At 73.0% G+C, this 12,134-nt stretch carries 10 protein-coding genes; 3 read left to right on the forward strand and 7 right to left on the reverse strand.

Features of this window, described 5'->3' with window-relative positions:
* Positions 1–5 precede the first annotated feature (5 nt).
* From G555_RS0115465 to G555_RS0115495, 7 genes are all read right to left on the reverse strand, one after another.
* Complete coding sequence (locus tag G555_RS0115465; RefSeq protein ID WP_028709554.1) at positions 6–515, reverse strand: hypothetical protein; 510 nt, start codon at positions 513–515, stop codon at positions 6–8.
* The gene (locus tag G555_RS0115470; protein ID WP_028709555.1) at positions 512–2,647 is read right to left on the reverse strand and encodes a hypothetical protein; all 2,136 of its coding nucleotides are present in this window, start codon (positions 2,645–2,647) and stop codon (positions 512–514) included. Before G555_RS0115470 ends, G555_RS0115465 begins: the two co-directional genes overlap by 4 nt.
* 207 nt (positions 2,648–2,854) lie before the next feature.
* Positions 2,855–3,541 carry a cyclase family protein gene (locus G555_RS0115475; protein WP_028709556.1) on the reverse strand — a complete coding sequence of 229 codons (687 nt, stop codon included), beginning with the start codon at positions 3,539–3,541 and terminating at the stop codon, positions 2,855–2,857.
* 68 nt (positions 3,542–3,609) lie between these two features.
* Entirely contained in the window at positions 3,610–4,512 is a 903-nt protein-coding gene (locus G555_RS0115480) for an NAD(P)-dependent oxidoreductase (protein WP_028709557.1), read from the reverse strand.
* 48 nt (positions 4,513–4,560) lie between these two features.
* Complete coding sequence (locus tag G555_RS20560; RefSeq protein WP_051209410.1) at positions 4,561–5,988, reverse strand: four-carbon acid sugar kinase family protein; 1,428 nt, start codon at positions 5,986–5,988, stop codon at positions 4,561–4,563.
* Positions 5,989–6,145: 157 nt separating this feature from the next.
* Complete coding sequence (locus tag G555_RS0115490) at positions 6,146–6,841, reverse strand: FadR/GntR family transcriptional regulator (RefSeq protein WP_028709558.1); 696 nt, start codon at positions 6,839–6,841, stop codon at positions 6,146–6,148.
* 127 nt (positions 6,842–6,968) lie between these two features.
* Positions 6,969–7,367 carry a rhodanese-like domain-containing protein gene (locus G555_RS0115495; protein WP_084635322.1) on the reverse strand — a complete coding sequence of 133 codons (399 nt, stop codon included), beginning with the start codon at positions 7,365–7,367 and terminating at the stop codon, positions 6,969–6,971.
* A 116-nt stretch (positions 7,368–7,483) separates the two neighbouring features.
* On the opposite strand from G555_RS0115495, the gene G555_RS0115500 reads away from it, so the two are divergent.
* From G555_RS0115500 to G555_RS0115510, 3 genes are all read left to right on the forward strand, one after another.
* Positions 7,484–8,884 (forward strand): amidase, encoded by a 1,401-nt coding sequence (locus tag G555_RS0115500; protein WP_036923483.1) that lies wholly within the window; start codon positions 7,484–7,486, stop codon positions 8,882–8,884.
* Between the two features lie 313 nt (positions 8,885–9,197).
* Complete coding sequence (locus tag G555_RS0115505) at positions 9,198–10,517, forward strand: MATE family efflux transporter (RefSeq protein ID WP_245581295.1); 1,320 nt, start codon at positions 9,198–9,200, stop codon at positions 10,515–10,517.
* A 978-nt stretch (positions 10,518–11,495) separates the two neighbouring features.
* Positions 11,496–12,134, forward strand: a complete 639-nt coding sequence (locus G555_RS0115510) for a helix-turn-helix domain-containing protein (RefSeq protein WP_211223278.1) — start codon at positions 11,496–11,498, stop codon at positions 12,132–12,134.

A 12,134-nucleotide genomic window follows, 5' to 3' on the forward strand; every position in this document is an offset into this window, starting at 1 on the left:
GTGGTTCAGGGTACCGGGCGCCCCGAACCCGCTCGGACATGGCCCGTTCGGCGATCCGGGCGCGGCGGGAGGACGGCCTGCAGGATCGCGTACAGGATGCCGGCGGGTGCGGTGACCGCCCCGTACACGAACGTACCCAGGACGAGGGTGAGGACGACCACCTCGGAACTGTCTCCGGCGGGCCACAGCACGACGGTCCCGACCGCGCACAGCAGCAGCCACCACCACACCCAGGCCCGCACCGCGCGTCCGGCCGGGGCGGTCACGACGAGCAGGGTCCCGGCCGCCATCGCGACCGCGTACCCGTCCGCCACCCACGGGAGCTCGGTCACGACGCCGGAGGGTTCGATGAGTGCCACGTAGACCAACCCGGCGAAGGCCCCCAACAGCGACGCGAGCAGCACGGGGCGGCGCCGCGGGTCCGGACCGGGGCGCGGCCCGCCGTCGAACGCGGGGTTCCGGCGGGGCGGTCCGGCCGTCCGCACCGGCCTCGGCTGCCAGGTCGGCGACGTCACGGCCGGAAGTCGTCGTGGAGCCGGATGGACGACAACTCGATGACGTTGTCGTTGCGCATCCAGAAGTGCAGCCGGCGAGCCGACGGCGTCTTCTGCTGCAGCGCGACCCGCCAGCAGGTGGCCCCGTCGGGCCGGGTCACCGGCGGGTCGTCCCCGCCCATGCCGGAGCGGAGCTGGTGGACGTCCCGGCCGGACAGTTCGTGCACCACGCCCGTGACGATCTCGACGATGACGTCGACGACCTTGCTCCGCTCCACGCCCTGCACCTGGTCCATCGTCGGCAGGAACTCGGGCCCCACCTCCCACCGGCCCAGCGGCCGACGGGCCTTCTCGGCGGCGGGAAAGCGCCGAGCCCAGGCGAGATCGACGTCGAAGACGAGCTGGGCGGCGGGGTCGGTGAAGGCGTGCGCCTCCTGCTCGATCATCCGCACCGCCTCGGCCGCGCCGCCCAGCCTGCGCTCCAGCTTCGACGTCTCCCCGAGCGCGGTGCGCAGGGTCGTCCGCAGTTCCTCCACCTCGCCGGTGAGGCGTTCGATGGCACGGCTCGCGCGCGCCAGATCCCGCTGCAACTGATCGCGCTCCCTGGTCACCGACAACAACTCGGCCTCGTGCTCGTCGTCGGCGGCGGCATCGGGCACGCCCAGATGGACGGGTTCGGGCTCCGGCTCCGGCTCCGGCTCGACCCCTGCCGACGGGAGGACCAGCCAGGGCGGCCCGCCGTCGAGCACGGAGGGGGCCGGGACGGGCAGGCCGTCCGGATCGAGATCGAACAACGAGAGCCGCCAGCCGGGGGCTCCCTTCGACACGACCCGCACCCGCACGACCTCGCCCGCGCTCACGAGCCGGCGCAGATCGAGCTCGCGGCCGCCGATCGCGGCGTCGTCCCCCGACACCGCGACGTCGACCTCGGGGAACAGCGAAAGGGTGACCTCGGCACGCGCGACGCTCCGCACCAGGGCCAGCACGACATCGCCCGCCGCGTACCCGGCCAGGGCCGCACCGGCCTGCCGCACCATGCCGGTGCAGTCGAGGCGTCCGGTCGCCGCATCGAGGACGCCGGTGACGGCCATGTCCTTGACGACGAGCCGCTCGGCGGGAACCCCGTCGACCGTCAGTTCGGGCACCACGACCGCCGCGTCCCCGGTGGACAGGCGGACGAGACCGCGGTTTCCGACGATGCCCTCGACCCGGCCCGTCGCGGGAACGGTCCCCGGCGCGATCGGCGCCGACCGGTACCCGGCGGCATGTGCCATCCGCAGCGCGTCGGCGATGATCTCCTCAGTGGCGCGGGGACCGTCCGCGGCGCCGTAGGCGAAGCGCAGCGGGGAGCGGGACGGGTCGCTCACCCAGGCCGTCCCCACGGGGTAGACCCGGCTGGCGCCGCCGTACACCTGCGTCCCCGGTTCCATGTCGGCCGAGAAGGCCCAGCTCACCTGCCCCGTCGACATCTCGACGACGTCGCACAGGTCGCCGACCTCGGCGTGGATGTGAGCGACGTCCACGTAGGGCGCCGACGCCCCGGCGGCGCGCGTGACGACGACGATCGGACGTGCCCGGTGCGGGTCGTGCAGATGAGAGGCCAGGGACTGCGCGGCGGGCGAATCGCCGATCGGGATGATTCCGGACGCCGCCGGGGCGGCCGCGCCGCCGTGAGGCGGCCCGGGCCTGCGCGGGCCGGGCTTGGGCCCGCCGTCGCCGTTCCGCCCGGCTGCCGCCGCGGCCGCCGGCCCTCCGGTCCGCGCGCTGTCGTTGCGTGCCGCCGCCTTGGCATCCCGCAGCAGTGCGGCGGTGAGCTCGCGCCCGCGGTCCCGGATCTCGCACAGCCGGAGCGGGACGTCCCGCGGTCGCATCAGCCACCGGTCGCCGGGCGGGTAGACGCGCCCGGCACCGCCGAAGACGCCGCGCTCCTTCCCGCCGAGCGCATCGGCCAGAGCGTAGGTCAGCGGACCGGTCGGGACGACGTAGACATCGACCCCTGCGGGAAGGCCGCGCTCCAGCCGACCCATGTCGGCGAACGGCGAGGCCTCCTGCAGCGCGATCGTCACGACCACGACCGGCACGGTCCGGGCCGGGTCCTTCAGACGCTCCGCGAGCACGTGGACATCCAGTTCCGTCGTGAGGTACGTGCCCACCCGCGTCCTCCTGAGCCTCGCATCACCGGACCGTCCGCCGTCACGGCGACACTACCCCGCAGCGGGCCGCGCGCCGTCCACGGCGGCGACACCGCGCGGTGGGATCGCGGGTCGTGCGTCGCAGTCGTCTCGGCCGGGACGCGCCGGCAGGGACGCCGACGGCCGGCCCCGGGAGGGACCGGCCGCCGGTGCCGCGGTGGCGGACGATCAGTCGGCGAGCTTGGCCATCACGTTGACCTGCGCGCTGTCGACGCCCCTGACCCGCAGCGGGCCGAGGGTGACGAACTCGATCCGCTTGTCGCCCAGCGGCGCCAGGGTCATGTCCTCGATGCCGACGATGTAGCGGTCGACGTGGTTGCCCAGCAACCACTGGTGGGCGTCCTTGCCGTAGGTGTTGGCGGGCGTCCCGATGGACAGCCAGTCCATGCCGATGCACTGCACCTTGTCGGTGTTCTCGATCAGCCAGCGGCAGGTGTCGGGATGGAAGGAGATGCCCTCCCACTCGTAGGTGTGCGGGTCGGTGAACTTGTACTTCTCGAAGCCCGTGCGGAACAGAACGAGCCGCTTGCCCTGGAGCTGCTCCGCGTACGGCTCGACGTCGGACACCTCGATGACGGAGGTCGGCACACCCTTCGCGGGAAGGTCGATCACGAGGACCTCGTCTCCCTCGTACCCCCAGATCTCATCGGGCAGGTCGACCAGGTCGATGCCGGCCGGGTTGAAGTGGTGCGGGGCGTCCAGGTGCGTGCCGAAGTGGTTCGGCAGGTGGATGATCGCCGAGTTGAAGGGCTTGCCCGTCTCGCTGATGACGGAGTCCTGCTCGACGGACACCACCGGCTCGTTCGGGTAGGCGTTGTCCTTGGGATCGATGATGTACGACAGATGAACGAACATCTTGTGCTCCTTTGCTGTTCGGATCGTTCGGGTCGTCGGGTCGGTGTTCGGGTGGCGGGGGGCGCGGCTCAGGATCTCGGCGTGCGGGGCCGGGAGGCGAGGACGCGGATGACGGTGGAGTCGTCGTCGGCGCCCTGGCCACGCTCCTCGCCGAGCAGATAGAGCTGCTGGGCGGCCGCCGCGACGGGCGCGGCGAGATGCGCGTGACGGGCGGCGGCTGTGACGATCCCCATGTCCTTCACGAAGATGTCGAGGCGGCTGAGCACCTGCGGGCCCTCCTCGTCGTAGGCCTCCAGCATCCGCGTGCCGCGGTCGGCCAGCATGAACGAGTTCGCGGCGCCCGCGCAGAGCGCATCCAGGGTCTTCGCCGGATCGAGACCCATCGCGTCGGCCAGCGCCAGCGCCTCGGCCGCGGCGGCGATGTGGACGCCGCACAGCAACTGGTTGACGGTCTTGAACGCCTGCCCGTCGCCCGGCTTGTCGCCGACGACGGTGAGCGTGGACGCGAGCCTTTCGAGGGCCGGGGCGGCCTTGTCGCGGGCGGCGGGCTCGCCGCCGACGACGATGAGCAGATCGCCCTTCCGGGCCCGGACCGGCCCGCCCGACAATGGTGCGTCCACGAGGGCGATCTGCTTGTCGGCCAGGGCGGCGGCGACCGGGGTCACGCCCTCGGTGCCGACGGTGCTGGTGAGGATCACGACCGCCGCGGGATCGAGCACCCCGACGATACCGTCCGCGCCGAACAGCACGTCCTGCAGTTGGGCGCCGTCGCGGACGACGAGCAGCACGACGGCGGCGCCGCGGGCGGCGTCCTGCGGAGACTCCGCGACGGGGATCCCCTCCTGCGCGGCGAGCGCGCGGCGGTCGGCGGAGATGTCGTACGCGCGAACCGGAAGGCCCTCGTGGAGACGGGCCGCCATCGGCAGGCCCATGGCGCCGAGGCCCAGCACGGCGACGGTCGGTGCGGTCATGTCGTTCTCCTTCGATGTGACGTTGTGCTGCTGCGGTGGGACGCCGGTTCAGCGGGTCGCGCGGAAGCGGTCGACCGCCTCGGCCAGCGACTGATCGTCGCCGACGTTGCCGGCGAACACGATGTAGGGGATGCCGTCGGCGGGCCCCCCGACGGGCAGCCAGACGCTGACCAGGCCGGGGAACAGCGAGCCGATGACCCGCGCGCGACGGATGCCCAGCCCGTGCTGCGCGGTGTCGCTGGAGGTGATGCCGCCCTTGGCGATGACGTACCGCGGGCGTGCCCGGGCGACGAGGCGCGAGACGACCTCGCTGACGGCGGCCGACACCTCGCGGGCGATGCGCAGGCTGTCGTCGGGGTCGGCGCCGCGGACGAGGTCGCGCGTGGTCTGCAGGATCGCGTCGCCCTGGTCGAGTGCCGCCGCCAGCCGGTCGACGAGAGCGCTCAGGTGGGCGTCACGGGCGGCCCGCTCACCGGTGACGACGGCGACGTCCACCTCGAAGGCCGGGATGTCTGCGTGCCGGGCACGGAGTTCGCGCAACTGCCGCTGCGTCCGGTCGACATGGGAGCCGACGACGACGAGGCCGCCCCGGCCCTGCGGCACGTCGGAGGCGACCGGCAGGTCGGCGGCCGACAGCGGGTCGGACGGCTCCTGGCCGATGTAGGCGCGCGCGAACGGAGGCCCGACGCGCAACACGACGCGGCGCCCGGCCCGCTCGGCCGCGCGCACGGCCCGCGCGACGGCCTTGAGATCGTTCTCCGTCACGACATCGGGTGTCACGACGCAGCCCACCGGCAGGTCGGTCAGCAGCCGGTCGATCCCGGCGACGGTGGCGGTGCGGATCCGCTCGACCGGCACCGTCACGACGTCGGCCGCGCGGACGCGCCCGGCCGTCTTCTCCTCGACCCAGGCCGGCAGGGAGGACGACGCGTAGCCGAAGGTGGCGTCCCGGGCGAACTCGGACTCGCCCACCGGAACGGCCTCGTCGCCGGTGATGCAGTAGTGGACGCCGTGGAGCGTGATCCGGCCCGCGGCGGGGAAGGCCGGCACGAGGACGACGAGGTCGACCGGGCCTTCCCCGGCGTCCGTCAGGGCCTGTGCGAGGACGTCTGTCTCGAGCGGGTGGTGGCCCCGCAGCGTGCTGTCGCCGCGCGCGACCGGCGTCACCTGCACGCCGGCGCGGCGGGCGACGGCGAGGGTGCGCTCGGCGACCTCGCGGACGCGGGCCGCGGCGAGGTCCGGTGCGAGGCTGCGGGTGTTGGTGACGACATAGACCGCCGGTGCGCCCTGCGTGAGTCCCCAGTCGAGATCCGCGTCCTCCCAGGAGGTGAGGACGGGCAGGTCGCGCACCGACTGTGTCCCGGTCGGGTCGTCGTCGAGCGCGACGAGGATCCGTGCCGGTGGGGTGTCGAGGTCGCCGTCCCAGTCCTCGGTCGACTCCGGAGGCACGTCCTTCAACAGCTCTGTCGCCTTCATGACCCATTCCATTCCACGATGAAGGTATCGGGTATCTGATATCCGAGATCTTAGCCCGTCGCGAAGCCACGTCAACAGGTCAGGGCAGGAATCTTCCGGGCAGGGCGAGCTCCGGACACCGTCCGGCGGCGCGGCGGCGATCCCGATGAGGGCGGGCTCAGAGGACGTAGTGGATCAGATCGCGCTCGGTCTGGTCCATGTGCGCGGACATCGCGGCATAGGCGATCTCGGCGTCCTGCGTGCGGAGGGCCTCGAGCACGGCCGTGTGCATCTCGATGGCGTGCTGCTGCACGGCCGGGACCTTGGACGTCTCGGTGCGCCGCTCCCGCAACAGTTCCTGCAGCGGATCGAGAAGGATGCGCAGGAACTGATTTCCGCAGGAGTCGAGGATGACGTCGTGGAAGGCGATGTCGTGGACGACGTACGCGGCGACGTCGTTGGCCGCAGCCGCCTCACGCATCCCGTCGACCTCGCCCTCGAGCCGCCGCAGACCCGCCGGGTCCATGCGGGTGGCCGCCAGCGCGCAGGCGCCGGTCTCGATCATGCGTCGCAACTGGAGCAACTGGATGGACGACTCCGCCGGGCCGATCCGCGCCTCGACCACCTGCAGCGCAGCGCCGATGTCGGTCCAGCGCGAGATGGGATTGACCTCGCTGCGGCGACCGGCCACGGTGTGGACGATGCCCTGGGCCTGCAGTTTGCGGACCGCCTCGCGGATCGTCAGCCGGTTGACCCCGAACCGGACGGCGAGGTCTGCCTCCGACGGCAGAGACCCGCCCGCGACGAGCCGGCCGGCGACGATGTCGCCGAGCAGTTCGCCGGTGAGGTTGTCGACCAGTGACTCGCGCCCCATGCCATCTCCCGCCGCGACCGGACCGGCTCGCTCCTGCGAGCACTCCCCCGGCGTCGGGGGGTCCGCGGGGACAGAGTACCGAGTCGCCCGGCGCGACCGCTGACGACGGGCCTCGACGAGCGCCGGATCAGCCGGTGACGACCGCCAGGCCGGTCGACCGCGCCGCATCCTGGATCCCGCCGGCGTCGGTCACCTGCGAGAAGCCGAGGTTCCGCATGGCCTTCACGGCCACGGCCGAGCGATTGCCCGAGCGGCAGTAGACGTCGTAGGTGCCTGCTCTGTCGAGTTGCGAGATCCTCGCCTCGAAGTCGGACGACTCGACGTCGATGTTCGTGGCGCCCTCCAGATGCCCGGACGCGTACTCGGCCGCCGTCCGCACGTCGATGACCACCGCTCCCGACGGGAGCGAACCACCGCCCGAGGATCCGGCGCACCCCGCGGCCGTCAGAACCAGGGCCACCGCGAGCAGCGTGACCACCTTCGCCAACCGGGCCGTCTTTCCCCAGACCATCGAGCCTCCCGTCATACCCCTGGGGGTACAAGATAGGGGGGTGTCGCCGCGGACGCAAGCAAGGCGATGGATAATCGGTCTCGGGCCCACCGCAGGGCAGCGGCTCGCGGCCCGCAGAGGAGGCGATGCCGATGCCCGCGATCACGGATCTCACCGTCACAGAGCTCACGCAGGCCTACGCGACGGGGAATCTCTCCCCGGTCGAGGCGACGCGCGCGCACCTGGAGGCCGCGCATCGCCTCCAGCCCGTCGTCAACGCATTCAGCCTGATCGACGAGGCGGCCGCGCTCGCGCAGGCCGGCGCCAGCGAGCGGCGCTGGCGCGAAGGGGCGCCGATCGGCACCCTGGACGGCGTCCCGATCACTCTCAAGGATGCGTTCCTCACCTCGGGCTGGCCGATGCGGAAGGGCTCGACGCTGACCGACCCGCACGGCGCGGCCGCCGAGGACGCGCCCTGCGTCGCCCTCGCACGGGCGGCCGGCGCCGTCTTCCTCGGCAAGACCACGACACCGGAGTTCTCGTGGAAGGGCGTCACCGACTCCGCGCTCACGGGCGTGTCGGGGAACCCGTGGGATCCGGGGCGGACCTGCGGCGGATCGTCCGGCGGAGCCGCCGCGGCCACGGCCGCCCGTGTCGGACGGGTCGCGATCGGCAGCGACGGCGGCGGCTCGGTCCGCATTCCGGCGTCGTTCTGCGGCGTGGTCGGGTTCAAGCCCACGTCCGGACGCGTGCCGATCTACCCACCGTCGTCCTTCGGCCCGGTCGGGCACGTCGGCCCGTTGGCCACGACCGTCGCCGAGGCCGCCATCGCCATGGACGTCCTCGCACGCTTCGACCCCCGCGACCCCGACGGCGACCCGGCGCGGCAGCCGCACTTCGCGGCCGACCTGCACGCCGACGTGTCGGGACTGCGCATCGCCTACTGCCCCTCGTTCGCCGGTGACCGGATCCCGGTCCAGCCGGACGTGGCCCGCGCCGTCGAGGCCGCCGTCACCCGGCTGGACGATCTCGGTGCGGACGTCGACCTCGTGCCGCCGCCGTTCCCGGACCCGATCGACGCCTTCTCGGTGCTGTGGGGGTGCGGCTCGGCGCGGCTGCTCGAGAAGTACTCCGCCGAGCAGCTCGGCGCCGTCGACCCCGGCCTCCTGGCGTGCGCCGCGGAGGGAGCGGCACGCACGGGCGTGGAGTGCTTCTCCGCGATCGTGACCCGGACCGACGTCGGCCGCGCGATGACCCTTCTGCACACCCGCTACGACCTGCTCGTCACGCCGACCCTCCCGCTGACCGCCTTCGCGGCAGGGGTCGACGTCCCGCCCGGGTCGGGGATGACGCGGTGGCTGGAATGGACCCCGTACACGTATCCGTTCAACCTCACCGGGCAGCCGGCGGTGACGATCCCGTGCGGGCGAGATGCGCAGGGCCTGCCGATCGGTGTCCAGCTTGTGGGTCGCCGCTTCGCCGACGAACTGGTCCTCGCCGCGGCGCGAGCCCTCGAGGAGGCCCTCGACCTGGATATGACCCCGCCGGTGTAGGTGCCGGCCGGGTGGACGACGCGGCAGGCAAGGAGCCCCCGTAGCTACCCTCCGGCCGGGACGCTACCGGGGGACCAGTAGCGTCCCGGCCTTGGGGTAGCGTCCCGGCCTTGGCGTAGCGCCCCGGCCTTGGCGTAGCGTCCCGGCCTTGGCGTAGCGCCCCGGCCTTGGGGTAGCGTCCCGACCCGGAACGCAGCCCCGCCGGACACGCACCGGACCGATGGCACAAGCCCGGAGCCGTCCGAACCGGCGTGAGCACACGGCGCGACCCACCCGGCTCCCGCATAGCATGACGCCCGGGAGGTGGGGTCTGGTGGATCGGGAGGATCGTCGCCGGCTCGACCGCGAAGTCCTCTCGCTGGCCGTGCCCGCGTTCGCCACCCTGGTCGCCGAGCCGCTGCTCGTCATCGCCGACTCGGCGATCATCGGGCACGTCTCCACCGCGTCGCTCGCCGGGCTGGGGGTCGCCGCGAGCGTCGTCTCCCTGGTCCTGGGCCTGTGCATCTTCCTCGCGTACGGGACGACCGCGACCGTCGCCCGCAGGCTCGGCGCGGACGATCTGGCCGGGGCTCTCGCAGGCGGCCTGGACGGCATCAGCCTCGCACTCGTGGTCGGCACCGTCCTCGCGATCGGCGTCGGGACGCTCGCCGGCCCGATCGTCGGCCTCTACGGCGTGGACCCTGCCGTCGCCGCCGAGGGCGCCCGTTACCTGTCCGTCGCCGCCATCGGATTCCCGTTCGCGCTGACGATGCTGGCCGCCACAGGTGTGCTGCGCGGGCTGCAGGACACCCGAACCCCGTTGTACGTGGCGATCGTGATGAACGTCGTCAACATCGCGCTCAACGTCACGCTCGTGCTCGGCCTCGGCTGGGGGATCCGCGGCGCCGCCATCGGCACGGTCTGTTCGCAGGCCGCAGCGGCGGCCGTCCTCGCAGGTCTCGTCCTCCGCGGCGCGCGGCGCAACGGGGTCCGGTGGCACTGGCGTCCTGCAGGGGTCCTGCACGCCGCGCGGACCGGCGGGTGGCTCGTGCTGCGCACCGCCGGATTGCAGGCTGCCCTGCTCGCTGCGACGGCCGCCGCGGCCCGCATGGGCACCGTGTCGACCGCCGCGCATCAGATCGTGAACAGCCTCTGGATGCTGCTGGTCATGGCGATGGACGCGATCGCCATCGCGGCCCAGGCGATCGTCGGCCGGTACCTCGGCGCCGGCGATGCCGCGACCGTCCGGACCCTGCTGACCCGCCTGCTGACCTGGGCGACCGGGATCGGCGCCGTCACCGGCGTGGCGCTGTGGGCCGCGCACCCCCTGTACCTCGGCCTGTTCACGCCCGACCAGGCCGTCCGCTCGCTCGTCGCCCAGGTGCTGCCGATCCTCGCGCTCGTCACTCTCATCGCCGCGACCGTCTTCGTCCTGGACGGCGTCCTCATCGGCGCCGGGGACGTGCGGTATCTGGCGCTGGCGTCCCTGGTCAACCTGGTCGTGTACCTGCCGCTGGTCGCCCTCGTCGTCTCCACCGGGGCGGGTCTCGTGTGGCTGTGGCTGGCCTACGTCGGGCTCACGCTGAGCCGGCTGGTCACCCTCGGCGTCCGGGCGCGCGGCGACGCCTGGCTGCGGCTCGGCGCGGAGGTCTGACCGGCGTCGGCCCGCGGCGACCACCGACGAGAGCGCCCGCTCGATCTAAACTTGGAGCCCCCTGGTATTCGCGACGGGCAGGTGGTCGCATGAGCAGCGAATATCCTGACCGCATCCCGAGCGTGCGGAGTCGAGACCCGAACCCGGAGAACGGTGTGCCCGCGAGCCCGCGGGGCGGTCGGCCGGTGGACGCGACCGGTGGGCTGTCCGAGGCGACCGGGCTGGTTCTCGCGGCCGGGTTGCCCGAGGGGACGCGGCCCCCGCGGTGGGCCGTGGACACGATTCTCGCCGTCGACAGAGGGCAGGCGATGCCCGGCCCGGCCGCCCCCTTCGTCGCGGCCCTGGCATGGTCGCTGATTCGGACGGGCCGGGCGCTCCAGGCCCTCCAGGTGATCGAGCGGCATGCGCAGGCGCTGTTCGCGCGGGACGCGGTCACCGCACACGCGTCCACGATGTCGCTGTGCCACGCCGTGGTGGCCGAGGTGCGCCTGGCGAACGGGCTGCTGCCCGAGGCGGCGGTCTCGGCGCGGATCGCCGCCGACTACGCCGGGGCGGAGGAACCGCATCGCTTTCGTGCTCTCAGCCTGCTCTCCGCGGCGCACGCCCTCAACGGCGAGTTCGGGACAGCGGTCGAGGTCGCCGACGAGGCCGTCGGCCTGGACCGGGGACGCGGGTGGAGCGGCGGGTCGTGGCCCCTCGCGCTCTCCGGGCTCCTGGTCGCGTTCCGCACCGGGGACCCCGACAGCGTGCAGCGGCTGACCGACCAGTTGGGATCGATCTCGGACCCGGACGTGATCGAGCGGGTGGTGATCAGCCTCGGCCGGGCGGGTGTCGCCTCCCAGCGCGGCGAGCACCAGCACCTGGTCGCGATCCTCGCAGGCATCACCCGGGGCGTCGACCGGGTGCTGTGCCCGCCGTTCCTGCAGAGTCTCGCCGTCAGTTCGGAGGCGATGGCGTTGGTGCATCTGGGCGATGCCGGTGCGGCCCTCGACCTTCTCGAGGGCCCAGGAGTCCACGCCCGGGCACGCGGTGTGCTTCGAGCAGCACCGGGCCGGCATCTACCTCCAGCTCGGCGACCCCCGAAAGGCGCTCGCCGTGACCCACGTGTGCGTCCGGGATGTGCCCGACCACAGTCTGCAGACCCTGCCGTCGGTGCTGGTGCGCCGCGCGGTGGCCCACGAGATGCTCGGCCGCGAGGCCCAGGCGGATGCGGCATATTCCCGGGCGGTTCACCTCGGGATGCAGTTCGCGGGCCTGCGAACCCCGGTCGGCCTGCCGCAGGACATCCTCGACCGGCTGTACGACCGGCTCCTCGCCAAGGAGCCAGGCCTCCGCCCGGCGCTCGCGGCGCGGTTCCCGGACGGCGCGGGTGGCGACTACCGCCCGCCGCCCACGGTCACGTCCCGCGGGCTCACCGAACGTGAGCGGGTGCTGGCCGGCTGGCTCGGCACGGACCTGACCCGCGCCGAGATCGCAGCCCGGCTGAACCTGTCGGTGAACACCATCAACACACAGACGGCCTCGATCTACCGCAAGCTCGGCGTCACCAGCCGCCGCGACGCGATCCACGAGCTCGCTCGCACCGGCCTGCTCAACGACGCCACCGAGCAGAGCTGA

Source organism: Propionicicella superfundia DSM 22317, assembly GCF_000423465.1.
GTDB classification, from domain to species: domain Bacteria; phylum Actinomycetota; class Actinomycetes; order Propionibacteriales; family Propionibacteriaceae; genus Propionicicella; species Propionicicella superfundia.

Bases quoted from the DNA above. Each gene is read 5' to 3' on its own strand.
- G555_RS0115475 (WP_028709556.1), bottom strand. From the start codon at position 3,541: ATGTTCGTTCATCTGTCGTACATCATCGATCCCAAGGACAACGCCTAC.
- G555_RS0115480 (WP_028709557.1), bottom strand. From the start codon at position 4,512: ATGACCGCACCGACCGTCGCCGTGCTGGGCCTCGGCGCCATGGGCCTG.
- G555_RS20560 (WP_051209410.1), bottom strand. From the start codon at position 5,988: ATGAAGGCGACAGAGCTGTTGAAGGACGTGCCTCCGGAGTCGACCGAG.
- G555_RS0115490 (WP_028709558.1), bottom strand. From the start codon at position 6,841: ATGGGGCGCGAGTCACTGGTCGACAACCTCACCGGCGAACTGCTCGGC.
- G555_RS0115495 (WP_084635322.1), bottom strand. From the start codon at position 7,367: ATGACGGGAGGCTCGATGGTCTGGGGAAAGACGGCCCGGTTGGCGAAG.
- G555_RS0115500 (WP_036923483.1), top strand. From the start codon at position 7,484: ATGCCCGCGATCACGGATCTCACCGTCACAGAGCTCACGCAGGCCTAC.